Origin of the sequence: Mycolicibacterium sediminis (genome assembly GCF_010731735.1) — a bacterium.
Taxonomy (GTDB): domain Bacteria; phylum Actinomycetota; class Actinomycetes; order Mycobacteriales; family Mycobacteriaceae; genus Mycobacterium; species Mycobacterium sediminis.
The window spans coordinates 893837-918284 of sequence record NZ_AP022588.1 but is presented as its reverse complement, the minus strand read 5'-3'; the positions used below and the strand labels follow the sequence as shown (position 1 = coordinate 918284).

At 70.1% G+C, this 24448-nt stretch carries 26 protein-coding genes; 10 read left to right on the top strand and 16 right to left on the bottom strand.

The genetic code is table 11. The annotated features are described in order from the left end of the window. Positions 1-49 precede the first annotated feature (49 nt). From G6N64_RS04520 to G6N64_RS04495, 6 genes are all read left to right on the top strand, one after another. Positions 50-886, top strand: coding sequence for an SDR family oxidoreductase (locus tag G6N64_RS04520; protein ID WP_163795797.1), 837 nt, complete (start codon positions 50-52; stop codon positions 884-886). A 67-nt stretch (positions 887-953) separates the two neighbouring features. Beyond that, positions 954-1781, top strand: coding sequence for a DeoR/GlpR family DNA-binding transcription regulator (locus tag G6N64_RS04515; RefSeq protein WP_264002169.1), 828 nt, complete (start codon positions 954-956; stop codon positions 1779-1781). After that, positions 1778-3298 (top strand): xylulokinase, encoded by a 1521-nt coding sequence (locus G6N64_RS04510; RefSeq protein ID WP_163795795.1) that lies wholly within the window; start codon positions 1778-1780, stop codon positions 3296-3298. Before G6N64_RS04515 ends, G6N64_RS04510 begins: the two co-directional genes overlap by 4 nt. Next, positions 3295-4332 carry a zinc-dependent alcohol dehydrogenase gene (locus G6N64_RS04505; protein WP_163795794.1) on the top strand — a complete coding sequence of 346 codons (1038 nt, stop codon included), beginning with the start codon at positions 3295-3297 and terminating at the stop codon, positions 4330-4332. The genes G6N64_RS04510 and G6N64_RS04505 overlap by 4 nt, the downstream gene beginning before the upstream one ends. Then, positions 4329-5009 carry a class II aldolase/adducin family protein gene (locus G6N64_RS04500; protein WP_163795793.1) on the top strand — a complete coding sequence of 227 codons (681 nt, stop codon included), beginning with the start codon at positions 4329-4331 and terminating at the stop codon, positions 5007-5009. Before G6N64_RS04505 ends, G6N64_RS04500 begins: the two co-directional genes overlap by 4 nt. 153 nt (positions 5010-5162) lie before the next feature. Next, positions 5163-6323 (top strand): glycoside hydrolase 5 family protein, encoded by a 1161-nt coding sequence (locus G6N64_RS04495; RefSeq protein ID WP_246230941.1) that lies wholly within the window; start codon positions 5163-5165, stop codon positions 6321-6323. 4 nt (positions 6324-6327) lie between these two features. On the opposite strand, the gene G6N64_RS04490 is transcribed toward G6N64_RS04495, so the two are convergent. The 10 genes from G6N64_RS04490 to G6N64_RS04445 all read right to left on the bottom strand — a co-directional run bounded on the left by G6N64_RS04490 (position 6328) and on the right by G6N64_RS04445 (position 14071). Continuing rightward, complete coding sequence (locus G6N64_RS04490; RefSeq protein WP_163795791.1) at positions 6328-7020, bottom strand: SDR family oxidoreductase; 693 nt, start codon at positions 7018-7020, stop codon at positions 6328-6330. Positions 7021-7181: 161 nt separating this feature from the next. Then, a complete protein-coding gene (locus G6N64_RS04485) occupies positions 7182-7352 on the bottom strand; it encodes a CsbD family protein (protein WP_163795790.1) in 171 nt (56 codons plus the stop codon). A gap of 79 nt (positions 7353-7431) precedes the next feature. Next, positions 7432-7905: a CsbD family protein gene (locus G6N64_RS04480; protein WP_163795789.1), complete on the bottom strand. Its 474-nt coding sequence runs from the start codon at positions 7903-7905 to the stop codon at positions 7432-7434. Between the two features lie 93 nt (positions 7906-7998). Beyond that, on the bottom strand, positions 7999-8451 hold the full coding sequence (locus G6N64_RS04475) for a hypothetical protein (RefSeq protein WP_163795788.1): 453 nt from the start codon (positions 8449-8451) through the stop codon (positions 7999-8001). After that, the gene (locus G6N64_RS04470) at positions 8448-8999 is read right to left on the bottom strand and encodes an RNA polymerase sigma factor (protein ID WP_163795787.1); all 552 of its coding nucleotides are present in this window, start codon (positions 8997-8999) and stop codon (positions 8448-8450) included. Before G6N64_RS04470 ends, G6N64_RS04475 begins: the two co-directional genes overlap by 4 nt. A gap of 198 nt (positions 9000-9197) precedes the next feature. Continuing rightward, positions 9198-9929 carry a cutinase family protein gene (locus G6N64_RS04465; protein ID WP_163795786.1) on the bottom strand — a complete coding sequence of 244 codons (732 nt, stop codon included), beginning with the start codon at positions 9927-9929 and terminating at the stop codon, positions 9198-9200. 121 nt (positions 9930-10050) lie between these two features. After that, positions 10051-10806 carry a class I SAM-dependent methyltransferase gene (locus tag G6N64_RS04460; protein WP_174266758.1) on the bottom strand — a complete coding sequence of 252 codons (756 nt, stop codon included), beginning with the start codon at positions 10804-10806 and terminating at the stop codon, positions 10051-10053. After that, entirely contained in the window at positions 10803-11786 is a 984-nt protein-coding gene (locus tag G6N64_RS04455; protein ID WP_163795785.1) for a methylenetetrahydrofolate reductase, read from the bottom strand. The genes G6N64_RS04460 and G6N64_RS04455 overlap by 4 nt, the downstream gene beginning before the upstream one ends. 55 nt (positions 11787-11841) lie before the next feature. Continuing rightward, entirely contained in the window at positions 11842-13158 is a 1317-nt protein-coding gene (locus tag G6N64_RS04450; protein ID WP_163795784.1) for a DUF2252 domain-containing protein, read from the bottom strand. A 19-nt stretch (positions 13159-13177) separates the two neighbouring features. Then, positions 13178-14071, bottom strand: coding sequence for a helix-turn-helix transcriptional regulator (locus G6N64_RS04445; protein ID WP_163795783.1), 894 nt, complete (start codon positions 14069-14071; stop codon positions 13178-13180). Between the two features lie 101 nt (positions 14072-14172). On the opposite strand from G6N64_RS04445, the gene G6N64_RS04440 reads away from it, so the two are divergent. The 3 genes from G6N64_RS04440 to G6N64_RS04430 all read left to right on the top strand — a co-directional run bounded on the left by G6N64_RS04440 (position 14173) and on the right by G6N64_RS04430 (position 16974). Next, positions 14173-15057, top strand: coding sequence for an aldo/keto reductase (locus G6N64_RS04440; protein WP_163795782.1), 885 nt, complete (start codon positions 14173-14175; stop codon positions 15055-15057). A 2-nt stretch (positions 15058-15059) separates the two neighbouring features. Beyond that, positions 15060-16046, top strand: coding sequence for an aldo/keto reductase (locus G6N64_RS04435; RefSeq protein WP_163801434.1), 987 nt, complete (start codon positions 15060-15062; stop codon positions 16044-16046). Between the two features lie 124 nt (positions 16047-16170). Further along, positions 16171-16974 (top strand): MOSC domain-containing protein, encoded by an 804-nt coding sequence (locus tag G6N64_RS04430; RefSeq protein ID WP_163801433.1) that lies wholly within the window; start codon positions 16171-16173, stop codon positions 16972-16974. Between the two features lie 9 nt (positions 16975-16983). On the opposite strand, the gene G6N64_RS04425 is transcribed toward G6N64_RS04430, so the two are convergent. The 6 genes from G6N64_RS04425 to G6N64_RS04400 form a co-directional block, all read right to left on the bottom strand. After that, positions 16984-17829: an SMP-30/gluconolactonase/LRE family protein gene (locus tag G6N64_RS04425; protein ID WP_163795781.1), complete on the bottom strand. Its 846-nt coding sequence runs from the start codon at positions 17827-17829 to the stop codon at positions 16984-16986. 43 nt (positions 17830-17872) lie between these two features. Then, positions 17873-18334: a GreA/GreB family elongation factor gene (locus tag G6N64_RS04420; protein WP_163795780.1), complete on the bottom strand. Its 462-nt coding sequence runs from the start codon at positions 18332-18334 to the stop codon at positions 17873-17875. Positions 18335-18417: 83 nt separating this feature from the next. Beyond that, the gene (locus tag G6N64_RS04415) at positions 18418-19671 is read right to left on the bottom strand and encodes an NAD(P)/FAD-dependent oxidoreductase (protein ID WP_163801432.1); all 1254 of its coding nucleotides are present in this window, start codon (positions 19669-19671) and stop codon (positions 18418-18420) included. 87 nt (positions 19672-19758) lie between these two features. Then, positions 19759-21297 (bottom strand): PucR family transcriptional regulator, encoded by a 1539-nt coding sequence (locus G6N64_RS04410; protein WP_163795779.1) that lies wholly within the window; start codon positions 21295-21297, stop codon positions 19759-19761. Between the two features lie 41 nt (positions 21298-21338). Further along, complete coding sequence (gene cynS, locus G6N64_RS04405) at positions 21339-21794, bottom strand: cyanase (protein WP_163795778.1); 456 nt, start codon at positions 21792-21794, stop codon at positions 21339-21341. Further along, positions 21791-22648, bottom strand: coding sequence for a formate/nitrite transporter family protein (locus tag G6N64_RS04400; RefSeq protein ID WP_163795777.1), 858 nt, complete (start codon positions 22646-22648; stop codon positions 21791-21793). Before G6N64_RS04400 ends, cynS begins: the two co-directional genes overlap by 4 nt. Before the next feature lie 226 nt (positions 22649-22874). Here G6N64_RS04400 and G6N64_RS04395 point away from each other — a divergent pair, with 226 nt between their 5' ends. Next, on the top strand, positions 22875-24437 hold the full coding sequence (locus G6N64_RS04395) for an alanine/glycine:cation symporter family protein (RefSeq protein WP_163795776.1): 1563 nt from the start codon (positions 22875-22877) through the stop codon (positions 24435-24437). Positions 24438-24448: the final 11 nt, after the last annotated feature.

The window sequence follows — 24448 nt, the reverse complement described above, 5'->3', positions numbered from 1 at the left end:
CCCATGCGAAGTACGCCCCGGTCGGACCTGATCGTTATACGGTCTAAGTATGAATCGAGTCTCGGTGATCACCGGCGGTGCGGGAGGTATGGGCGTGGCCACGGCCAAGATCGTGGGCCGCGACCACGACGTGGTGCTCTGCGACGTCCGGGGCGATCGGCTCGACGCCGTGACGGTCGAACTCGAGGGCCTCGGCATCACCGCCACGGCCGTGGTGTGCGACGTCACCGACCGCGCTGCCGTGGAGAGCCTGTTCACCACGGCGACCGGGATCGGCCCCATCGCCTCGGTGATCCACACGGCCGGGGTGAGCCCGAGCATGGGCGACGCGGGGTACGTCGCCAGGACCAACGCGCTCGGCACCGTCCACGTCGGCGAGGCGTTCTTCGCGACGGCGCCCACGGGTGCCGCGATCGTCAACGTCGCGTCGATGGCCTCGCACATGCTGCCCGACGAGGTCGTCCCGAGTGGAGCCTTCCCGTCCGCGCTGGAGGACCCGGAGCGCTTCATGGCCGACGTGACGGCGGCGTTCGAGATCGCACCCGCCGAGGCGCGATCGGGCCTCGCGTACGCGATCAGCAAGACCTTCGTCAGGTGGTACAGCACGTCGCAGGCCGAACGGTTCAACGCCCGGGGGCTGCGCATCGTCTCGGTGTCACCGGGGTCGGTGGACACCGAGATGGGCAGGCTCGAGGAGCAGGCGGGCGCCGGTGCGATGGTGGCCGACTTCGCGGTGCCGCGCTGGGGCACCGCCGAGGAGATGGCGGAGCTGTTCGCGTTCTGCGCCAGCAGCAAGGCGGGATACCTCACGGGCACGGACATTCTCAACGACGGCGGCGTGATCGCGTCGATGCGGGAGCGGGCGCGGGTCGCCGCCACGGCCTGACACCAACCAGCCGAAAATAACATCAATAGTGTTGAATGTGTGATGTTCCCTGTGATAATTTCGGCCGATGGCAGCGCAGCCGCGGCGGAATGGTAGTCACGCTCACCGGCGCTCGGAGATCGTCGAGTTCGTGAAGGCGCGGGGGTGGGCCCGCATCGACGAGCTGGCGGGGCAGTTCAGCGTCAGCACCATGACGATCCACCGCGACCTCGATCGACTGCACGCCCAAGGGATGTTGCGCAAGGTGCGCTCCGGCGCCGAGGCCCCGCCCAGCGAGGCGTTCGAGCGCAACGTCGACCTTCGCAAGGCGCTCAACCTGGCCGAGAAGCAGGCCGTCGCAAGGGCCGGATTCGACTGGGCGACAGCACAGATGGACCTGCAGGCGATCGCGCTCGACGACAGCACCACGGCGCTGCACGTGCTGCCGCACCTCGCCGACCACCTGCCGCTGACGGTGGTCACCAACTTCCTGCCCGCGATCGACGAGCTGGCCGCCGACCCCGGGGTGCGGCTCAACGCCATCGGCGGCGACTACGTGCCGGAGTTCTCGTCGTTCGTCGGGTCGCAGTCGGTCCGGGCGCTGCGCGACATGCACTACGACGTCCTGTTCATGTCGGTGCCTGCGGTCTCGCGCGGCATGTGCTTCCACCCGTCGAGTGCGGCGGCCGAACTCAAGCGCGCCTTCATGGACAGCGCCGAACGCCGCGTGCTGCTGATCGACCACACCAAGTTCACCCGCCGGGCCATCCACCGGATCGGCTCACTGGAGGACTTCGACGCCGTGGTGGTCGACGACGGGCTGGCCGAACAGGACCTCGAGCAGCTCGGGGCGTGCGGGGTCAACGTCGTCGTGGCGTCGACGGCACCAGCCTCGGACGAAGCGGTCGAGGCGTGACCGCGACCCCGCTGGTGGTCGCCGTCGACTGCTCGACCACCGCCGCCAAGGCCATCGTCGTCGACCCGTCGGGTCAGGTGGTCGGCACCGGGGCGCACCCCTTGGAGACGCGCAGTCCCGCCACGCACTGGTTCGAGCAGCAGGCGGAGCAGTGGTGGACCGCCACCGACCTCGCCGTCCGGCAGGCACTCGAGGACGTCCCCGACCGCGCCGCGGTGGCCGCGATCTGCGTGACCCATCAGCGGGAGAGCTTCGTGTGCCTGGACTCCGACGACAGGCCGCTGCGTCCGGCGATCCTGTGGATGGACGGCCGCGCCGACGTCGAGGCCAGGCACTACGGCACCGACCGCGTCGAGCTGCTGTCGGGCAAGCCCGCGGACATCACGCCCGGTCTGTACAAGCTGCTGTGGCTGCGTGACCGCGAGCCCGAGACGATGGCGCGCTGCCACCGCGTCGCCGACGTGCACACCTTCCTGGTGCACGCGATGACGGGACGGTGGGCGTCGAGCAATTCGTCGGTGGATCCGCTGGCGCTCATCGACCAGGCCACCGGCGACTACGCCGACGAACTGCTCGAGCTGGCGGGACTTCGCCGTGAGCAGCTCCCGGACCTGGTGCCCACCGGGACCTCGCTCGGCCCGCTGCGGACGGAGGTGTCCCGATCGTGGGGACTCGACGACGACGTCGTGGTCGTGGCCGGTCTCGGCGATGGCCAGGCAGCGGGCGTCGGGCTGGACGTCACGCACCCGGGCGCGGCCTACCTCGTGCTGGGTACGGCCGTGGTGATCGGCAGCGAGACGACGTCCTATCTTCCCGCGCGGGCGTACCGGTCGATGATCTCGGCGACACCCGGGCAGACGACGGTCGAGACGTTCAGCTCCTCGGGCACCTACCTCTCGACCTGGTTCCGCAGCGAATTCGGCGATCCCCAGCTCGCCGGTGCGCCCGACCCCCAACTCGAACGCGACGCCGCGGCGGTGCCCGCCGGCAGCGAACGGCTGTTGACGCTGCCGTACTGGAACGGCGCGCAGACCCCCCACTGGGACAGCCAGGCGTCGGGCGTCACGCTCGGCTGGCGCGGCTGCCACACCCGGGCGCACTTCTACCGGTCGTTACTGGAGGGCATCACGTTCGAATTGCGGATGCAGCTCGACGGGCTCGAGGAGGCGCGCGGCGAGCGCGTCGAGGTGCTGCGCGCGATGGGCGGCGGTGCGCGAAGCCCACTGTGGACCCAGATCCTGGCCGACGTCTTCGACCGCCCCATCGAGGTGTGTGCGTCCGGCGAGGTCAGTGCACTCGGGGCTGCCGCCGTCGCCTTCACCTCGATCGGCCGGTATGGCTCGCTCGACGAGGCCGCGGCCGCCGTCGCGCGGACCGACGCCGTGGTCGATCCCCGGCCCGAGGTCGCCGCCGAGTACGAGCAGCTGCGCGACGTCTACCGATCGGTCTTCGCGGAGACGCGGGACCTCCTACACCGACTGCACGCGCACGACGACACGCGAGGAGAACGACCATGAGAGCGGCCATGTTCTACGGGCCCGGCGACCTGCGGCTGGAAGACGTCCCCGCCGGTGAGCCCGCGCCGGGCGAGGTGCTGGTCGACGTCAAGGCCGCCGCAACCTGCGGCACCGACCTCAAGTCCTACCGTCGCGGCCACCCGAAGCTGTTCCCCACGCTGCCCTCGCGATTCGGCCACGAATTCGCCGGCGTGGTCTCGGCCGTGGGCGACGGGGTCGAAGGATTCGCCGTCGGCGACCGGGTGGTCGCCGCCAACACCGCGCCGTGCGGGCACTGCTGGGCGTGCACGCGGGGGCGCCAGAGCCTGTGCGAGAACCTCGAATTCCTCAATGGCGCGTTCGCCGAGCAGGTCATCATCCCGCCGTCGATCGTGCAGCGGAACACCTACCTGCTGCCCGACGACCTGGACTTCGCGTCGGCCGCGCCGCTGGAGCCGCTGGCCACCGTCGTGCACGGCATGGCCGAGACGGGCATCGAACTCGGCGACACCGTCGTCGTGCACGGCGCCGGTCCCATCGGCCTGATGTTCGTCCGGCTCGCGACGTTGCGCGGGGCGAACGTCATCTCGGTGGACCAGTCACCGTGGCGGCTCCGGCAGGCGCTCGTCGCGGGTGCGGTGGAGACCATCGACCTGACCGACACCCCGGACGCCGACGACCGGGTGGCGCTGATCAAGCGGCACACCCCCCACGGCCGCGGCGCCGACGTCGGCATCGAGGCGGTCGGGCTCCCGGGAGTGTGGGAACAGACGGTGCGGACGCTGCGTCCCGGCGCGACGGCGGTGCTGTTCGGCGGGACGCCGAAGGGTGCGCCGTTCTCCGTCGACTCCAGCGCGATGCACTACGAGGAGTACACCCTCAAGGGCGTGTTCCATCACACGCCGAACTACGTGCGGACCGCGGTGGAACTGTTGACCAGCAAGAAGGTCGACGGATCGATGCTCATCACCGAGCACCGGCCGCTCGACGCACTGCTGCCCAGCCTGGAGGACATGGCTGCCGGCCGCGGGTCGAAGTACGTGCTCGTCCCGTGAGCGGCTCCGACGGTGACCTCCGCCTAGCTCCGGAACGACAGCAGGTCGTCGACGCCTGCCGCCACCTCAGCCGCTCCGGCCTGGTCGTCGGGACGGCGGGCAACGTGTCCATTCGGGTCGGTGACCTCGTGGTGATCTCACCGAGCGGAGTGGACTACGACGCGATGACGGCGCGCGACGTCGGCATCCACGATCTCGACGGCAACGCCGTCGACGCGGTCCTGGAGCCGTCGAGCGAGTTGGCGCTGCACCTGGCGGTGTACGCGACGACGTCGCACACCGCCGTGGTGCACACCCACGGGCCGGCGTCGACCGCGATGTCGACGGTGACCGACGAGGTACCGGCGTCGCACTACTACGCCGCGCTGTTCGGCGGCGCGGTGCGGGTGGCGCCGTACGCCACGTTCGGCACGAAGCAGTTGGCGGACAACGTGACCGCCGCCCTCGTCGACCGCACCGCCGCACTGATGGGCAACCACGGGGCGGTCCTCGTGGGCGCGGCGCTACCCAAGGTGCTGAGCATGGTGCCCTACCTCGAGTACCTCTGCGACGTCCAGCTGCGTGCCATGGCCAGCGGCGCGCCGGTGCGTGTGCTCGACGAGGCCGAGATCACCGAGGTCGGCCGCCGGCTCGCCGGCTACGGCCAGCAGTCGACGGCGACGTCGCAGGAGGCCTGAGCAGCACCGCTGGCGCCGACCCGGCCATGCCGCTACTCTCGGCATGGCTCGCATCGAGGCCGTCGACAGTGCTGTCGCGTGCGTCAATCACGTTGTGATGCAAGACCGTTCGAAAACCCGGGTCGGGGGCTCGAACCGCGAAGGATGTTCCACTTGGCACGCGAGTGCACGAAGATCGTCGACCGTCGAACCGCCGTCAAGCTCCCCCTGCTCCTCGCTGGAGGAGCTGCCGTGTCCCGCATGCCGCGAGCGTCGGCGGCGACCGGTCGTTGGTCCGCGGACCGGGCCAACCGCTGGTACGCGGCGCAGCACTGGCTCGTCGGCGCGAACTACGTCACCTCCAACGCCGTCAACCAGCTCGAGATGTTCCAGGCGGACACCTACGACTCGCGACGCATCGACGGCGAACTCCGCATGGCCCGGGCGATCGGGATCAACGCCGTCCGGGTCTTCCTGCACGACCAGCTGTGGACCCAGGACCGGGCGGGTCTTCGGCGGCGGCTGGCGCAGTTCGTGGCGATCGCCGCGCGGCACCGCATCAAGCCGCTGTTCGTCTTCTTCGACTCCTGCTGGGATCCGCACCCGCGGATGGGCAGGCAGCGTGCGCCCCGGCCCGGCATCCACAACTCGGGGTGGGTGCAGAGCCCCGGCGCCGACCGCCTCTCCGACCGCGCCTACACCCGCGTCCTGCACGACTACGTCGTCGGCGTCATGAACCAGTTCCGGCACGATCAGCGGGTTCTCGGCTGGGACCTGTGGAACGAACCGGACAACCCCGCCCCGCAGTACGCGAGCGTCGAGCGCAGGGACAAGGAGGAGCTGGTCGCGACGCTGCTACCGCAGGTGTTCGAGTGGGCACGCTCGGTGAACGCGATTCAGCCCCTGACCAGTGGCGTGTGGGACGGCTTCTGGGGTGACCCCGGCCGGCGCAGCCGGATGGCTGGTCTGCAGCTCGAGCTGTCCGACGTCATCACGTTCCACAGCTACGCCATGCCGGTCGAGTTCGCCTCGCGGATCGACGAACTCGCGTCCTGGGGACGGCCGATGCTGTGCACCGAGTACATGGCGCGCACGTTGGGGAGCACGGTCGAGGGCATCCTCCCCATCGCGCGGAGGCACCGGGTCGGCGCGTTCACGTGGGGACTCGTGGCGGGCAAGACGCAGACGTTCCTGCCGTGGGACTCCTGGGAGCGGCCGTACCTCATCCCGCCGGCCGAATGGTTCCACGACCTGCTGCACGCCGATGGCCGGCCCTACCGTGCCGACGACGCGGCCACGATGAAGCGGTTGACCGGCAGGCCGCACCCGAAGTAGTCGCCTAGCGCGGCGGCGACGACAGCCCGGCGCGGACGGTGCGGGTCAGCTCGTCACCGAGGATCTCCGGTTCGCCGGCGAACAGCCCGTCGAGTGCGAGCTTGGCGACGACGCCCGGGTCGGTCTTCTGGTCGGCGGGGACGTAGGTGACCATGTCGGTGTCCATGTATCCGACGTGTAGGGCGGCGACGTGAATGCCCTTCGGGGCCAGCTCCGTTCGCACGGCGTCGGTGAGCGCCCATCCCGCGGCCTTGGCGGCCGCATAGGCGCCGCTGGTCGGGGGGTGGGTCCACGACAGCACGGACAGCACGTTCAGGATCGCCCCGCCGTCGGCCTCGGCGAGGTTGCGTTCGATGACGGGCACGAAGGCTCGGGTCACCTGCAGCGTGCCGAAGTAGTGGGTCTCCATCTCGAGGCGGATGTCGTCGAGTGAGCCGTCGAGCAGCGTCGCGCGAGTGGAGACGCCCGCGTTGTTGACCAGGACGTTGACGTCGCCGGCCTCGGCCGCGGCGCGCCGGATGGACTCCGGGTCGGTGATGTCGAGCTGGATGGGTATGACGCCGGGGACGTCGATGGTCTCGGGGTTGCGGGCCGCGGCGTAGACCTTCGCGCCGCGTCCGACGAGTTCTTCTGCGAACCGGCGACCGAGCCCGCGGTTGGCCCCGGTGACCAGTGCGGTGACGTGTTCTGTATTCATGGCGTGTCCTCCTGCGTCCGTGCCCGTGATGGGGCTGCCAGGAGGAACGCCGGACTGTGCCCGTCGTCGTCCCGGTCGGGCGAAGAGTAGGGCTAGCCGGAAACGCCGCGGGCCGCGTCACCCGGTGGGGGGTGACGCGGCCCGGTACTCGGCGGCGCGGACTAGTTGAGCTTGTCCTTGATGTTCTCGCCGACCTTCTTGACGCCGGAGACGCCCTGGTCCTTCTTGCCTTCGGCTTCGAGGTCCTTGTTGTCGGTGACGTCACCGATGACTTCCTTGGCCTTGCCGATGGCGTCTTCCGCTGCGTTCTTGGCCTTGTCGACGATTCCCATGTTCATTCCCTTCTTCGTGGTGGTCGGCACCCGGCTGGGGACCGACGGTTCTCCGTGACGGGGACGGGCCCCGGCACGGTCAGGACGTGATGGCCTTGAGGAGTCCGGCCTTGGCGCCCGCCTTCGCGCCGGCCTTGGCCTTGTTCTTCGCGATGCGCGTGGGCTTGCCGCTGCCGCCGTGACGCTTCGAGCGGCGACGGACCAGCGCGATCGTGATGGTTGCGCCCGCGATCGCCAGAACCACCAGCAGTCGGTTGTCGTCGAGGTTGGCGTTCTTCGCGGTGTCGGCGACGTCGGCGCGGATCTCGGACACCTTCGCCGAGACCTGCTCCGCCTTGTCCTCGACGACCTGCTTGGCCTCGTCGGCCTTTTCCTGCACGGTCTCGGCGACGTCCTCGGCCTTGTCGACGGCGGCGTCGGCCGCCTGCTTCACCTGGGCCTTGGTCTCGTCGACGGCACCTTCGGCGCGGAGGTCCTCGTTGCCGGTGAGGTCGCCCGCGGCCTGCTTGGCGCGGCCGGCCAGTTCATCTGTCTTGTTCGAGATGTCGCCCATGGTGGCGGTCCTCCTTGGTTGGTTGCTTGTCTTGGTAGACGCGACGGGCGGACGAATCCGCACGCCGGATCGGCGTGACGTGCGCCACGGTCCTCATGCCACGTCGACGTGAACGGTCACCTGGGCGGTCGACACCGGATGGCCGAGCAGATCGCTCATGGTGTCGGCAGCGACGAGCGTGATGCGGTCGGACACCGCGCCCGTGGCGGCACCGTGCCTCGCGGCGACGGTGAGGCGGGCGCCGATGCAGCGGTGCCCGTCGACCACGATCTCGACGTGGAGGAGGACGACCTCGCCCGAGCGGTTGACGGCGCGGCGCACCGCGGTCCGCACGACGCGGTCGCTGATCCGCAGGCGGTCGCCGGGCCGCGATCGCGCATCGGCGGGGAAGACGGCGTCGATGGGCCACGTCCGGCGGGCGGCGCGACTGATCCGCGACACGATGGCCGAGCTGATGTCGATCCAGGTGGGGTCCACCGGTCGGCGGTGGAGTTCGCGCGCGGCCCGCCGGACCACGGGGTCGTCGGAGCGCTCCGGCGACGTCACCGCCACCCCGCCAGACGGATGCTCAGTGCGGTGCGGGCTCGCACGACGTGTCCGCGCGCCGCGCCGTCGGACAACCCGGTCACGACGGCGATCTCGGGATAGGACAGGTCTTCGACCTCGCGCAGCAGCCAGCACTCGCGCTGCCGGTCGGGCAGTTCGGCCAGCGCCAGGCGGAGGTCCGCCATGAAGCCGTTCGCCGATGCCGCCGCGAAGGGGTCGGAGCGGCCGCCGTCGGACCAGTCGAGCGCCGGATCGTCCACGGTGGCCAGACTGCGGCGACGGCGGTGATCGCAGATCTTCCGCGACAGGATCGCGAACAACCACGTCCGCAGGGATGCGTCGCCGCGGTACTCGTGCAGATGCTGCCAGGCCGCGACGAGGGCGTCCTGGACGACCTCGTCGGCCGCGCCCGGGTCTCTCAGGGTGGCACGGGCGTACCTGTGCAGTTGAGGTCCGTAGTGCCCGACGAGGTCGGCGAACGCGTCGGCATCACCATCGGCCGCGGCGCCGACGACGGCGCGCTCGGGCAGCAAGGTATCGAGGACCATCGGAGGGCTCCAACTTCATGGCGGTGCAGCCCAACGGCGGCAGTGAACGTTGTCGATCCTGTTCCCACTGCAGCGAACCGGCCAATCGCTCTGTGACATAGCTCACAGACGAATGGTATGAATTCTCAGCAAACGCACGGCGGACACCGTGGAGTCCGCTGACCGGGCGATCGCGCCCCGTCGCGCCCGGCGTGTGGCTTAGCCGGTGGCGGCCTGCCGGGTCCTGCCCGAGGGACCGGAGGCGGCGTTGATCTTGTCTGCGGCGAAGGCTGCGGCCTGATCGGTGAGCCCGTCGGCGACGTAGGCGTTGTGCGACCCCGGGCCCCCGCCCGTGGAGCAGACCGGGTCGCCCGGGATGCAGAGGTCGGTCGTCTTCGCCGTGTACCGCGAGCCGACGTTGATGGGAGGGGCGCCGCTGTAGATCATCTGCATGAACCCGCTCGACGGCTTGCCGAACAACGCCACGGCCGCGACGTGGTCGGCGACGGAGGCGGGCATCGGTTCGGTGATGCCCGGGGGTAGGTCGAAGCCCTGCGGGATGGAGTCCTCGGTGATGTAGGCCGCGACCGCGGCACCCTGCGAGTAGCCGCCGATGACGATCTTCGTGTCAGGGCACCGCGCGGCGACGTCGCGGACCCGGTTGCTCGCGTCGATGACGCCGTCGGCGGCGGCGCCGAAATCGAGGGACGCCGGGTAGTTGACCGCGTACACGTCGACGGACTTGCCCTCGGTCTTGGCACGCAGTGAGTCGACGAACGACTGGCCGGTACCGCCGACCCCGGCGGGCTCGAACGTGCCGCGAGCGAAGACGACCTCGACGTCCGCACACGGCTCCGGCTCCGCCTGGACGGGGGCGGCGACGAGGGCCGATCCCGCCAGCGCCAACACGACTGGCGTCGCCACGGCGAACAACCGACCCACACTCTTCATCCCGACCGCCCCATCTCGTAGTTCCCGTAGCCCCAGGGGATTCGTCGCCGAAACCCAGGTTTTTCGCAGTGATTAGCCTAGCTCCGCACCGATGGCGACGCATGTCCGCAGGACACAGGGGTCACGGGCGGCGCAACACCAGCAGCTCGCCCGAGACGTGCCCCTCGCTCACTAGCGTGCCCATGCGGCGGCTCTGGTCCTCGGCGACCTGCCAGGCCCGTTCGTCCCCGTAGCACTCCTCGAGGCGCTCGGTCACCGTCTGTTCGCGGTCCTGCCACTCGCGTGACGGCGGGTCCAGACCCGTTGCGCCCTGCCAGGTTTCGATGTCCAGTCCCGTCGTCCCGGCGAGATCGGTCAGCAGCCCCGCCGTGGGGAACTGGTTGCCGTCGGGGGTATCGGCGGGCAGGACGTCCGTGGCCACGAAGACCAACAGCCCGATGGCACCCGCTGGCCGGACGACCCGTCGCAGTTCGCTCAACAGCGCACCCTTGTCCGGTGTGGTGCACAACACGCCCAGACACCACGCCGCGTCGACCGATTCGTCGGGGAACGGCAGTCGAGATCCACTCGCCTGGACCACGGGATGGTCGAACAACCGCTGCGCCGCTCGACAGGCGCCCGCCTCCGGTTCGACGAGCAGCGGCAGCACCGACCGTCGCTGCGCCGCATGGTCGGCCGGTCCGCCCACGCCGGCCCCGGAGTCGAGCAGGGACTGGCCGGGGGAGAGGTCCATCCGGTCGATCAGCCAGTCGAGCGCCGCCGGACTACCGCTGCCCCGGCACCCCGCCGGGACGTAGTAGTCGGGACCGAGGTCGATCGCCACCTCAGCCGTCCACTCGGCCACGGTGTCGAACTCCGCGTCCATCGCCTCGGTCACCTGACCACCTCCGCTCGAATGCGTGCACCGACCTCGGCCTTGATCCGTGCGCCGACATGACCGCCCGCACCGCTGGCGAGTCCCGACACGTTGACGCCCACGACGCCGTCGATCGCCAGCAGGGCGCGGGCCTCGTCGACGGCGGCGTCGATGCCCGCCCCGACCGGATCGGAGTGGTGCACCACGGATGCCACCACCTCCGGATCGAGTTCCAGCCCCGGCAGCCCCTGCAGGACGGCGGCCGACACCTCGTCGGTGAACACGGCGACCGCTGCCAGCACCGGGATCCGCAGCCCCAGCAGCCGCGCCGCAGCCATGAACTCGGCGACCATCGCCGGTGACGTGACGTGGTTGAGCACTGCGAGTCCGGCACCGGCGCGCTGCTTCTGCACGAGCCGAACCGGTCGCTGGTCGACCGGCGGCGCGGTGGGGGTCTCGGGAACGGCGGCGCACAGGCCGAGCGACGCCGCCAGCGCCGTCAACCGCGGGCCGTCGAGGTCGAAGGTCTGGGTGACGTCGGGCCGCACGTCGTAGCCGCGGCCGTCACCCGTGACGCAGAAGACGGTGTCGATGCCGAGCCACGCGAGTCCGCGGAGTTCCTGCTCGAGCACGATGCGGTTGCGGTCCCGGCAGGACAGCGTGATCCACGGCGTCGTCCCGCCGTCGAGAAGCAGCCGGCCCATCAGCGTGGGCGGGAAGTCCGGCCGATTTTGATGCTCGCCTACGAGCACCGCGTCGCAGGACGGCCCCAGGATCGCCGCCGTGGCGAGCACCTCGGCGGGATCGAAGGGGGTGCAACTGAAGTCGGTGAGGATCAATGGCGCCCGGACCGGCGGCGCGACCGACTCGGGCTCCGGCCACGGCACCGCCGCGTCGAACGTGCACGGACCCGGCCGCATCTCGCACTGGTGATCGGGCCGCACCCCGCCGCACGGCCCGTAGTCCATGCGCTTGGGGCACGCGAGGTCGGCGACCGTCATGGGGACGCGGTACCCGTTCGGGAACGACGCAATCCGGACCCGTCGTGCCGAGGGCCTACGTCGCGGTCACGCCCGGGATGCGGCCCTCCCGGAACGCCTCCACGAAGTGCCGGTGGTCGTCGCGGACCACCGAGGCGTACTCGAGCCCGAACGCCGCGACGTCGGCGGCGAAGGCCGACTCGTCCTCGCCGATCACCGCCACGATCGCGTCCTCGGTCTGGAAGGGCACCAGCGACTGGTCGCTGTCGGAGTCGCTGACGCAGTGCACCTTCGCGACCGCCTGCCCCAACTGCTCGATCACCTCAGCCAGCTCGTCCGGCTCGGTCAGCTCCGTCCAGTCCAGATCCGCTTCGTACGGGGAGATCTCGCTGACGACGAAGCCGACGCCGTCGATGGTCGTGTAGCCCAGCAGCGGATCGGCGTGGGCCTGCAGCGCGCGCTGGGACACGGCCGTCCGGTGACCCTGGTGCTCGAAGTAGCCGTGCACCTCGGGGTCGACGACCACGCGACTCGGGGCAGCCACGTTGCCCTGCTTCATCGACAGGATCACGTCGTTGTCGAGCGCCTGGTTGAAGCCCTCGATCAGCACGGTGTACGCGGGCAGGCCGGCACTGCCGATCCCGAAACCGGTCTTCGCGATGACGTCCTTGACGTCGTAGGCGATCCCGTGGAAGCGCTGCGCACGGGGGATCGTCTGCAGGTAGGTCTCGAACGCCGCCTCGACCTTCGCCCGCTCGTCGTCGTCGAGACGTCGGACGCCGGGCAGATCCCGGAACCTCCGGTCGAAGTCGTCGACCACGGTGATCCGGTCGAGCATCGCCGCACGGGTGGACAGTCGCGCCGAGTTCAGCGCCGATCGGACGGCCCCACGGGAGGTCTCGAGGTCGAGGGCGAACGTCGAGTCGTCCTCCACGGTCACGAACCACCGCACCTGCCGGACGTAGGCGTCGACGAACACGCCGATCAGCCTGGTGATCGCCTGATCGGAAAGCGCCTTCTGCCAACACATCAGCGCGATGCTGGCGGCGAACCGCTGAAGGTCCCAGGTGAAGCGCCCGACGTAGGCCTCGTCGAAGTCGTTGACGTCGAAGATCAACTTGCCCGCACCGTCCATGTAGGTGCCGAAGTTCTGCGCGTGCAGGTCGCCCTGGATCCAGACCCGGCTGGTGCGCTCGTCGGCCCAGCGGTCGTCGCGGGCCGCGACGTCGGCGTAGAAGATGCAGGCGCTGCCGCGGTAGAAGGCGAATGGATCGGCGGCCATCTTGCGGAACTTGGTGCGGAACGAATCCGGATCGGTCGCCATCAGATCCGAGAAGGCGTCGACCAGTGAGGCGACGATGAACGCCTCACGGTCGTCCTGAGTTGTGGACATGCCACACCATACGGTCGCGTCAGCCCCCGGCGGCGGCCCGTTCGGTGGGGAGGTGGTCCTGGCTCGCCGCCCAGGAGGCCAGTAGCGCCAGGCCGTCGGCGGTCGGGGTGCCCGAGGGGGCGGTGTAGACGTTGAGCTGCAGGCCCGGATCGCCGGGTAGCTCCAGCGATTCGAAGTCGAGGTCGAGCTGGCCCACCACGGGATGGCTTAGCCGCTTGCGTCCGGAGCGGTGGAGATGAACGTCCTGGGACGCCCACCGCTGCCGGAACAGCTCACTGCGCGTGGACATCTCACCGACCAGCGCGATCAGGTCCTCGTCGTGCGGGTTGCGGCCGGCCTCGAGGCGCAGCATCGCCGCCGCGTCGCGGGTGATCGTGTCGTAGTCGACGAAGAACTCCGCGGCGGCCTCGGGCTGCAGGTAGACGAACCGGGCGGTGTTGGCGGGCCTGCGCGGATCGGCGAGTACGGGGGCGTAGAGCGCGCGGGCCAACTGGTTCATCGCGAGGACGTCGTGGCGGCCGTTGCGGATCCAGGCCGGTGCGTGGGTCATGGCGTCGAGCACCTGCTGCAGGGCGGGCCGCACGGTCGTCGACGTCCTGCGCCTGCGGCGGGCGGGCTGCGGACCTGATTGCCGCGCGAGGTGGAAGAGGTGGTCGCGCTCGGCCTCGTCGAGCCGCAGTGCCACGGCCAGGCTGTCGAGCACCCCGTCGGACGCGCCGGCGAGGCTGCCGCGCTCCATCCGCACGTAGTAGTCGACGGAGACGCCGGCGAGCATCGCCACCTCCTCGCGGCGCAGGCCCTTCACCCGGCGGTTGCCGCCGTACGCGGGCAGGCCGGCGTCCTGCGGGGCGATGCGCGCCCGCCGCGAGCTGAGGAACTCGCGGATCTCGCTGCGCAGGTCCATCGTGGCCACGACACCACGGTAGGCATGCCCGACGGCTGGTGGGAGGTACTGCCGGTACCCCGTTCGACAGACACTCCCAGTGCCCAGGTTCCGGGCCTACCGTCGAGGACATGAGCATTCCCACCTTCACCCTCAACAACGGGGTCGAGATACCCGTCCTGGGCTTCGGCGTCTTCCAGTCCGCGCCCGAGGAGACCGTCGCCGCGGTGACCGCGGCGCTGGAGACCGGCTACCGCCACGTCGACACCGCGGCGGCGTACGGCAACGAGCGCGAGGTCGGTGAGGCGATCCGCCGCTCCGGGCTCGACCGCGACGAGGTGTTCGTCGAGACGAAGGTGTGGATCACCGACTTCGGCTACGACGAGACGCTGCACGCGTTCGACAAGGCGGTCGGCAAGCTCGGCGTGGAGCGGCTCGACCTGCTGATCCTGCACCAGGCGCTGCCCGACGAGTTCGAGCTGACCATCGGCGCGTACAAGGCGCTGGAGAAGCTGTACGCCGACGGCCGTGTCCGTGCCATCGGCGTCTCGAACTTCATGCCCCGTCACCTCGATCGACTGCTGGCCGAGACCGAGGTGGTGCCTGCGATCAACCAGATCGAGGTGCACCCCTACTTCCGGCAGTCCGAACTGCTCGCCGTCGACGACGAGCACGGCATCCTGAACCAGGCGTGGGCACCGATCGGCGGCATCACGTTCTACCGGGAGGGCCCGCACGCCTCCACCCTCGACAACCCCGTCATCGGCGAGATCGCGGCCGCGCACTCGAAGACGCCCGCACAGGTCATGCTGCGCTGGCACATCCAGCAGGGCCGTCAGGTGATCCCGAAATCGGTGACGCCATCGCGGATCGCCGAGAACTTCGACGTCTTCGACTTCGAACTGAGTGCGGAGCAGTTGGCCGCGATCGACGCGCTGGACACCGGCAACCGCGGCGGACCGGAACCCGAGGACATCACCCGCGAGAACTACGGCATCGAGATCCCGGAGGCATGAGCATGCACACACGCACACTTGGTCGGGGACTCGAGGTCTCGGCCATCGGATTCGGCGCCATGGGGATGTCGCAGGGCTACGGCCCCAACCCCGGCGACCGCGACGACATGATCGCCGTGCTCCGGTACGCCGTGGAAGCGGGCATGACGTTCGTCGACACCGCCGAGGTCTACGGGCCCTACGTCAACGAGGAACTCGTCGGCGAGGCGCTGGCACCGGTGCGCGACCAGGTGGTCATCGCCACCAAGTTCGGCTGGGACATCGCCGACGGGAAGATGGTCGGCACCGACTCCCGGCCCGAGCAGATCCGCCGGGTGGCCGACGCGTCGCTGCGGCGGCTACGCACCGACGTCATCGACCTCTTCTATCAGCACCGCGTCGACCCGGACGTGCCGATCGAGGACGTCGCCGGGACGGTCGGCGAGCTGGTGGCCGCGGGCAAGGTGCGTCACTTCGGCCTCTCGGAGGCCGGGGCGGATACCATCCGGCGCGCACACGCCGTCCACCCGGTCACCGCCCTGCAGAGCGAATACTCCCTGTGGACAAGGGATCCCGAACCCGAGGTGCTGCCCACCTGCGCGGAACTCGGCATCGGATTCGTGCCGTTCAGCCCGTTGGGCAAGGGCTTCCTCACCGGCACCGTGACCGGTTCGACGGCGTTCGGCACCGGCGACATCCGCAGCTCAATCCCGCGGTTCACCGCGGACAACATCGGCGCCAACGAGGCGCTCGTGGGCCAGGTTCGGGCGCTCGCCGAGGGGAAGGGGTGCAGCCCGGGACAGATCGCGCTCGCGTGGTTGCTGGCCCAGCAGCCGTGGATCGTGCCCATCCCGGGCACCCGCCGCCGGGAACGCATCGACGAGAACGCCGGCGCCACCTCGGTCGCACTGTCCGCCGACGAGGTCGCCGACCTCGACGCGCTCGCGGCCCGGGTGGGCGTCCAGGGCGACCGGTACAACCCGGCCGGCATGGCGATGGTGGGGCTGTAGCGCTGGGCGCCGAGTGTGCACTTGGGTCACGCGAATGGCGATTTCGCGTCGCAGAAGTCCACGCTCGGTGCCGTGGTCGACGGGCTACCGTGGACTCGTGACCGCCGCACACGCCACCTCGCCGATGCACGTCGGCAGCCTGCACCGCTACCCCGTCAAGTCGATGCTCGGTGAAGACGTCACCACGTTGACCGTCGCCTTCGCGGGGGCCGACGGCGACCGTCGGCTGGCGTTCATCGACCAGGAGACCGGCCGGGTGGCCAGTGCCAAGCAGGCCCGGCTGTGGCGGAATCTGCTGAAATGCACCGCGGGAACGGATGACGCTGGGCGCGTTCACGTTCGGCTGCCCGACGGCACCCGGATGGCGACCGACGACGACGACTTCGACGACGTGCTGTCCGGCTTGCTGTCGCGGCCGGTGCGGCTGTCCGAGCACCGGTCACCGGGCGCCACCCTGGAGCGCGCCGACCCCGAGCAGGTCCTGCGCGACGGCCTGGATGCGGAGGTCGATGCGCCGCTGCTCGAATTGGCGGAGGGGACGCCCGGGGACTCCTTCGTCGATCTCGCACCGCTGCACGTCATCACCACCGCGACGCTCCGGCGCATCGGCACCGAGGCCGCGCGCTACCGGCCCAACATCGTGATCGAGACCCCGCAGGACTACCCGGCGTACGACGAGAACGGGTGGACGGGCCGCACGCTGTCGGTGGGGTCCGTCCGGCTGAGGGCGATGGGGCCGACGCCGCGGTGCGTGATCCCCACCCTCGAGCACGGCGACCTCGGCCGGGCGACCCACGCGCTGCGCACCCCGGCGGTCGAGAACCGCGTCGAGTCCTTCGGGCTGGGCGAATTGCCCTGTGCCGGAGCCTACTTCGAGGTGCTCATGGAGGGCGACGTGCACGTGGGCGACGAGGTCACGCTCGACTGAGTCGCAGGCTCAGCCGGCGAAGGCCTTGGTCGGCAGGCCGCTGACGCCGGGACGGGCGCTGAACAGCGAACCGGCGAGCGGGTCCTCGCCCGCGTCCAGACCCTCGCGCGACGTCGTGATGAACAGGGTGGCCAGGTCGTCGCCACCGAACGTGCATGCCGTGACCTGGCCGGCGGGGACGTCGATCACGGCGTCGAGGACGCCCCGATCGGTGTAGCGGTGGACCGCACCGCCGCCGAACAGCGCCGTCCACACCCCGCCCTCGGCGTCGACGGTGAGGCCGTCGGGCGATCCCTCGTCGGGAATGGTGACGAAGGGACGCCGGTCGTGCAGCCCGCGGTCCGGGTCCCAGGAGAAGACGTCGATGCGGTGGGTCGCGGTGTCGTTGTAGTAGGCGAGCGCGCCGTCCGGGGACCACTCGATGCCGTTGGACACGGTGACGTCGGTGAGGACGACGGACACCTCGTGGTCGGGATCGAGGCGGTAGAGCGATGCCGCTCCCGGGCGCTGGTCGTAGGCCATCGAGCCGCAGTAGAAGGATCCGTCTGGGGCACAACCGCCCTCGTTCATCCGGATGGTCGGGTCCGACCACACGGGCGGCAGCAGCAACGTGGTGCCGTTGGAGTCCTCGAGGAGGAAGCCACGTTCGACGGCGATGACCACGCCGCCGGACAGCCGGGGCCGTACCGCGGCGGCGATGCGGTCGACGTGGGTGCGGTCGACGTCGCCGCTGGGAGCCAGCGCGAGGACGTCGCCCGCGGTCATGTCGACCCAGCGCAGACCGCCCCAGCTGGTCGACCACACGGGGCCTTCGGCGTGCTCGGCGATGGGGTCAGTGACCTGGTCGGCGTTCACGCCACCCGAGTCCCCGCCGTCGACCGGTCGCAAACGGGCGGCGTCACGCGTCCTGGCGATGCATTCCGTAGGGGACCGCCCCGATGAGCGTCACGGGCATGGATTCGCCACTGGGCACGGTGTACTCCCGTCGGTCGCCCACCCTGGCGCCCAGCAGCGCCAGACCCAGCGGTGACCGCACCGAGTAGACCTCGACGTCGCCGTACTCGGCGCCGCGGACGCCCATGAGGAACGTCTCGGTGTCCCCGGTCCGGTCGAATCGGACGGTGAGCACCATGCCCGGTTCGGCGACGCCGTCGTCCGGTGGGCTCTCGTCGACGACCGCGTACAGCAGCCATTCGAGGATCTGCTGGATGCGGGCCCGACGGGCCGCCCGGACGGCCACGGCGTTCTCCTGGACGTCGTCGGGCCCGTCTTGGGCGACCAGCGCCTGCAGTGTCGCCAGCTCCTCCTCGAGGCGGCGGTAGGCGGCGGGTGTCATCCAGATCGGTGGGGAGACGGTCATGGTCGTCCTTTCGGGTGCACGGGGGTCGTCGTCAGGGGCGGGCGGGGTGCCTCCGCCCCTGACGACTCGATGCGGGTCTCGGGTCAGCGGAGTGGATCGACTGTCCACAGCGCCGCGGGTTGCTTGCCGGTCGTGATCTGTTCTGTGAGCAGTCGCCCGGTGATCGGACCGTGCGCCAGTCCCCACATGCCGTGGCCGCCCGCCACGAAGACGCCGGCGGCGACCTCGCCGATCAGGGGCCGGCCGTCGGTGGTGACGGGTCGAGGACCCACCCACTCGTCGGTGCGTTCGGTCCACCGCACCCCGCCGAGCAGCGGCGTCGCGGCGGCGACGATCGCGTCGAGGCGGGCGGGTTCGCCTGGCTCGTCGGGTCCGCGGAACTCCATGGTGCCCGCGACGCGAAGCCCGCCCCGGTACGGCGTGCAAGCGACTCGCGCCTCGGGGAGGTAGAGGGGACCGGGCACCGGACGGTTCACGGGGACGGTGAACGAGTAGCCGCGCCCCGCCCGTACCGGCGTGCGGACCCACCGCGACGCCAGCCGTGACAGCCAGGCGCCGGTCGCGATCACGGCGGCATCGGCGGTCAGCGGGTCGGCGCCGTCGACGTCGACCCGCACCCCGTGGCCGCTCGGCCGGACGTCGAGGACCGTCGCGGTGCGGATCGATCCGCCGCGGTCGGCCACCGCCTGGGCCAACGCGTGCGTGAAACGGCCCGGGTCGACGAAGCGCTGGTCCTCGACGCTGACGCCCAGCGCGACGTCGTCCGACGCGAGCGGCGCCGCGTCGCGGAGGCTCGGTCCCTCGAGGGTCCGGTAGCGAAGCGGTTGGCCGACGCGACGGAGCCCCTCCAGTTCGTCGATCAGATGGGCGGCGTCCCGTTCCGTGGCGAACAGTGCGGTGATCGGGCCGTCGGTGGTCGGCGCGTCGACGCCGTTGCCGGTCAGGACGTCGAACGCCTCGAGGCACTCGGCGTTGAACGGGACGTTCGCACTCGCCGCGCGGTCCCACGCGGAGCGGCGGCAGTTTGCGGCGAAGCGGGCCAGGAACGCCCACAGGCCGACGTCGAAGCGCGCCGGAACATGCAGCGGCGCAGCGGGATCCGTCAGTGACCGCAGTCCGTGCGCCAGCGCCGACGGGTGGTTGAGCGGAATGGTCAGGGCGGGCGACACCCACCCCGCGTTGCCCCACGACGCACCGGCCGCGATGCCGCGCCGGTCGACGACGGTCACCGCCACGCCGCGTTCCTGTAGGAACCACGCGGTGGACAGGCCGACGATGCCGGCGCCCACCACGATCGCCGATCGCGGCCCACCGTCGAAGCGTTCGTCGGCCATCATCACGCCACCTCCTGGAGTTCTCGTCTCCTTCGATGGTGGCGGAGAACCGCCGTCGGCGATTGCTGAGATCCGACAATCCGACCGGTCCTATCTGTCGTCTCCGAACAACACCGTCATGTCGTCGTCGGTGGCGGCCAGTTCGATGGTCATCGCCAGGCGCTTGCGGCCGTCGGTGAGATCGAGGACGGTCAGCTCAGCCATCTTCCGCAGCCGGTACCGCACGGTGTTCTCGTGCACCCCGAGGCGTTCGGCGGCCTCGGGGAGGTCACCCTGGGCGGCCAGCCACGCGCGCAGGGTGTCGACGTATCGGGTGCCCTTCGCGTCGTCGTGCCTGCGGAGTTCGGCGATGGGACCGCGCTGCGGGGCTCGGCCGACCCGCGTCGCGATGCGCAGGCGGCGCAGCACGACGTCGTCCCACGACTCGTCGTAGGCCGGGGCCGCGCCGCCTGCGTTCCGCAGCTCGTGCAGCGCCAGGCACTCGTCGGCCTCGTCACGGGCCGTGCGCAGCTCGAGGATGGTGGCGACGCTACTGATGCCGGCCACGACGCCCGTGCGTTCGGGGAGCGCGGCCCGCAGGTCGTCGACCCAGCGGCGGGCGGCGACCACGTCGTCGCTCGGCAGCACCGTGTAGATGGTGTTGTCTGCCAACGTCGTTCGCCCGGGCCGCGACCAGCCGAAGCCGGTGGTCGCCTGCTCGAAGGCCAGCAGCAGGGCGGCGTGCAGCTCGTCGTCGAGGCGCGCCCGCAGGGCGATGACGCGCAGCCCGGACGGCGGCAGTGCGAGCCTGCTCATCACCGTCCCCGCCTCGACCGTGCCGTCGAGCAGCCCGATCACCAGGTCGGATTCGACCTGGCGTTCCAGGTCGGCGCTGGCGCGGGACCGCAGCAGGTGCAGGGCGACCAGCCGGGCACCGTCGGTGAGCGCGGCCAACGGCTCGCCGGTCAGTTCGGCCGCACACGCGACCCAGACCGAGCCGAGGAGTTCGCGACCGGTGCGGGCGGCCACCACCATCCGTCCGGCCAGGCCCTCGTCCGGCGCCGGCGGCACGAAGAGCGGGCCCTCGGACGACGCGAGGTGGGTGGTGACGCCGCGGGCGGCGAACAGCGTCCGCAGCCGGTCCGGGGTCTCCCGGCCGAGGATCGTCTCGGCGCGGGCACCGTCTGCGTGCTGCTGCCGTCTCGAATACGCGAGCACCCGCCAGTGGCGGTCCTCGATGGTCACCGCGCCGCCGATGGCGTCGGCGAGGCTGTCGGCGAGGGCGAACAGGTCGGTCGGTCCGCGGCCCGATTCGGTTTCGCGACCCTCCAGGACCAGGCCGAACACGACGGCGGCCAGCTCGCTCCACGACACCTCGCGGTCGACGACGAGCACGGCGGGGCCGTTCGGGACCGTGGTCGTGCCGGTGTCGTCGTCGCGGACCAGCACCGCCACGGCCCGCGCGGCCCGCGCCCAGGCGAGGGCGGTGTCGATGGAGTCGGCGTCGACGGCCAGCAGGACGTCGCCCACCACGTCGCGCTCCTCGTGCAGGACGACGGAACGTAGTTCGGTCGTGCGCGGCGCGGCACCCGTCTTCAGCCGGACGCCGTAGCCCCCGAGGACGTTGACGAGTCGGTCGAGTGTGACCACTGAGACTCCCCACGCCGGCCGTCGCCGCCCAGCCTAGGGGGTCAGTCGTCGGCTGACGTCCAGGCGTAGGGGAGGAACTTGCCGTCCAGCGTCACGACGACGCGGTCACCGTCGGGATGTGGCTTGCGCGCGACGTCGAGGCTGAAGTTGATGGCGCTCATGATGCCGTCGCCGAACTCCTCGTGGATCGCCTCCTTGATGGCGCCGCCGTAGACCTGCAGCACCTCGTAGAACCGGTACACGGTGGGATCCGTCGGCACCGCGGTGGGCAGCCCGCCGCGAACGGGGACCGCGGCGAGCACCGGCACGACCGATTCGTCGAGTCCCAGCAGCTCGGCCAGCACGGCACCCTGCTCGGCCGGGATCGGATGCTGGCCCAGCAGTGCGGCGATGGTCCACGTCAGCGGCCGGTCGACCGCGTCGGCGAGTTGGCGCCAGCTCAGTCCCTTCGCCAGCCTGGCGTTGACGATCTCGGCGGTGATCCGTTCGCGTGTCACGCGTTCACCTTGGTGGGGATCTCGAAGTCCTGCAGGGGGGTGCTGGGACGTCGCCACTCGCCGCCGGTACGGGCATGGGTCGCGTACAGCGTGAGACCGACGAACGCCAGGCCGCCGACGAGATTGCCGATGACCGTGGGGATCTCGTTCCACAGCAGGTAGTCGGCTATCGAGAAGTCGCCGCCCATCATCAGGCCGGACGGGAACAGGAACATGTTGACCACGGAGTGCTCGAAGCCCATGTAGAAGAACAGCATGATGGGCATCCACATCGTGATGACCTTGCCCGACACCGACGTCGACATCATCGCGGCGACGACGCCCGTCGATACCATCCAGTTGCAGAGCACGCCGCGGATGAAGAGCGTCAGCATGCCCGCCGCGCCGTGTTCGGCGTAACCGACCGTCCGGGTGGAGCCGATCTCGCCGAGCCGCTGACCGACTTCGTTCGGGTCGACGGTGAATCCGTAGGTCAGCGTGACGGCGATCATCACCGCCACCGTGACGGCGCCCAGGAAGTTGCCGACGAACACCAGACCCCAGTTGCGCAGCATCGACCGGACGGTCACGCCGCGCCGCTTGTCGAGCAGTGCCAGCGGTACGAGCGTGAACACGCCGGTGAGGAGGTCGAACCCCATCAGGTAGAGCAGGCAGAAGCCGACCGGGAAGAGCACCGCGCCGAGCAGGGCGTTGCCGGTCTGCACGGTGATCGTCACCGCGAACGCCGCCGCCAGCGCGAGGATGGCACCGGCCATGTAGGCGCGGATCACGGTGTCCCTGGTCGACATGAACACCTTCGACTCTCCGGCGTCCACCATCTTCGTCACGAACTGTCTCGGGTCCACATAGGACATGGCGAGGCTTCTTTCGTCGTCGGGGGTGGTGAGTGCGTGCCAGCGTGCAGGTCGGCCATGACGTCGGTGTGAAGTGGCTGAGAGGGCCCTGTGACGAACTCTTCACCGGTGGGGACCGGGCGTTGTGAGGTCGGGTCTTGCAGACGTCACGCGGACGGCGCGAACCTGTGAAACCATCTCCCGACCCCGACGACGCACCCGACCGACGATCGAACGGAGAGCCAGCGTGAGAGATCTACTCGAGACGATCAACGGTTACATATTCAGCAACGCGCTGGTCTACCTGTGCCTCGGCGCCGGCCTCTACTTCTCGATCCGGTCACGGTTCGTGCAGGTGCGCCAGGTCAGGGAGATGGTGCGGCTGATGCTGAAGGGCGAGAAGTCGCCGTCGGGGGTGTCCTCCTTCCAGGCCCTCACCATGTCGTTGGCCGGTCGCATCGGGACGGGCAACATCGCGGGCGTTGCGACGGCGATCGCTTTCGGCGGTCCCGGCGCACTGTTCTGGATGTGGGCGGTCGCCTTCCTGGGCGCATCGACGTCCTACGTCGAGTGCACGCTCGGCCAGGTCTACAAGACCCGTGACAACCTCAGCGGCGAATACCGTGGTGGCCCCGCCTATTACCTGAGTCGAGCTATGGCCCACACCCGTGCTGCGGGCGCGTTCAAGGTCTACGGCCTGGTCTTCGCCGCGGTCACCATGCTCGCCTGCGGAATCCTGCTTCCCGGCGTGCAAGCCAACTCGATGGCGTCGGCGATGAGTGGCGCGTGGGGCGTCTCGCCGTGGGTGATCGGGGTCGCGACCGTCATCGTGCTGGCGTTCGTCATCATCGGGGGCGTCAAGCGGATCGCGGCGTTCGCCTCGGTGGTCGTGCCGTTCATGGCCATCGTCTACATCCTGCTCGCACTGATCATCGTCTTCGCCAACGCCGGCGAGCTCCCCGGCGTGCTCAAGCTGATCTTCGAGAGCGCCTTCGGCCTCGATGCCGGCTTCGGTGCGATCGTCGGGTCGGCGGTGCTGTGGGGCGTCAAGCGTGGGGTGTACTCCAACGAGGCCGGCCAGGGCACCGGCCCCCACGCCGCTGCGGCCGCCGAGGTCTCCCATCCCGCCAAGCAGGGCCTCGTGCAGGCGTTCGCCGTCTACATCGACACCCTCTTCGTCTGCAGCGCAACCGGTTTCCTCATCATCTCGACGGGCGCCTACCGCGTCTTCGAGGGCGAGAGCGAGACCGGGGCGGTGCTCTCCGAGGGCGGCAACATCCTTCCCGTCGATGCGGCGGTCGGACCGTCCTACGCGCAGGCAGGATTCGACACCCTGTGGAACGGAGCCGGATCCTCGTTCATCGCGGTCTCGCTCGCGTTCTTCTGCCTCACCACGATCATCGCCTACTACTACATGGCGGAGACGAACCTGCGCTTCCTGCTCGGCAAGTTCAACACCGTGGTCATCCCCGGCATCCGCAGCACGCTCGGCGGCACCGCGACCCGCGTCCTGCAGGCCGTGATCCTCGCCGCCGTCGTGCAGGGTGCGGTGTCCACCGCAACCGAAGCGTGGACCCTGGGCGACATCGGCGTCGGACTCATGGCCTGGCTCAACATCATCGGCATCATCATGCTGCAGCAGCCTGCCTACAAGTGCCTGCGCGACTACGAGCGCCAGAAGAAGGACGGGCTCGACCCGACGTTCGACCCGATAGCCCTCGGCATCAAGGGCGCCACGTTCTGGGAGAATTACGACCCGGCGACGGGCAAGGATCGCGTCCCGGCTGGGGAGCGAGAGGCACCCTCCTAGTCGCCGAGTGT

Excerpts from the sequence above, each read along its gene's own strand:
- G6N64_RS04420 (WP_163795780.1), bottom strand. The coding sequence starts at position 18,334 with ATGACCGTCTCCCCACCGATCTGGATGACACCCGCCGCCTACCGCCGC.
- G6N64_RS04520 (WP_163795797.1), top strand. The coding sequence starts at position 50 with ATGAATCGAGTCTCGGTGATCACCGGCGGTGCGGGAGGTATGGGCGTG.
- G6N64_RS04400 (WP_163795777.1), bottom strand. The coding sequence starts at position 22,648 with ATGTCCTATGTGGACCCGAGACAGTTCGTGACGAAGATGGTGGACGCC.
- G6N64_RS04515 (WP_264002169.1), top strand. The coding sequence starts at position 954 with ATGGCAGCGCAGCCGCGGCGGAATGGTAGTCACGCTCACCGGCGCTCG.
- G6N64_RS04440 (WP_163795782.1), top strand. The coding sequence starts at position 14,173 with ATGAGCATTCCCACCTTCACCCTCAACAACGGGGTCGAGATACCCGTC.
- G6N64_RS04480 (WP_163795789.1), bottom strand. The coding sequence starts at position 7,905 with ATGGGCGACATCTCGAACAAGACAGATGAACTGGCCGGCCGCGCCAAG.
- G6N64_RS04430 (WP_163801433.1), top strand. The coding sequence starts at position 16,171 with ATGCACGTCGGCAGCCTGCACCGCTACCCCGTCAAGTCGATGCTCGGT.
- G6N64_RS04505 (WP_163795794.1), top strand. The coding sequence starts at position 3,295 with ATGAGAGCGGCCATGTTCTACGGGCCCGGCGACCTGCGGCTGGAAGAC.
- G6N64_RS04435 (WP_163801434.1), top strand. The coding sequence starts at position 15,060 with ATGCACACACGCACACTTGGTCGGGGACTCGAGGTCTCGGCCATCGGA.
- G6N64_RS04450 (WP_163795784.1), bottom strand. The coding sequence starts at position 13,158 with ATGTCCACAACTCAGGACGACCGTGAGGCGTTCATCGTCGCCTCACTG.
- G6N64_RS04470 (WP_163795787.1), bottom strand. The coding sequence starts at position 8,999 with ATGGTCCTCGATACCTTGCTGCCCGAGCGCGCCGTCGTCGGCGCCGCG.
- G6N64_RS04415 (WP_163801432.1), bottom strand. The coding sequence starts at position 19,671 with ATGATGGCCGACGAACGCTTCGACGGTGGGCCGCGATCGGCGATCGTG.
- G6N64_RS04485 (WP_163795790.1), bottom strand. The coding sequence starts at position 7,352 with ATGGGAATCGTCGACAAGGCCAAGAACGCAGCGGAAGACGCCATCGGC.
- G6N64_RS04465 (WP_163795786.1), bottom strand. The coding sequence starts at position 9,929 with ATGAAGAGTGTGGGTCGGTTGTTCGCCGTGGCGACGCCAGTCGTGTTG.
- G6N64_RS04455 (WP_163795785.1), bottom strand. The coding sequence starts at position 11,786 with ATGACGGTCGCCGACCTCGCGTGCCCCAAGCGCATGGACTACGGGCCG.
- G6N64_RS04490 (WP_163795791.1), bottom strand. The coding sequence starts at position 7,020 with ATGAATACAGAACACGTCACCGCACTGGTCACCGGGGCCAACCGCGGG.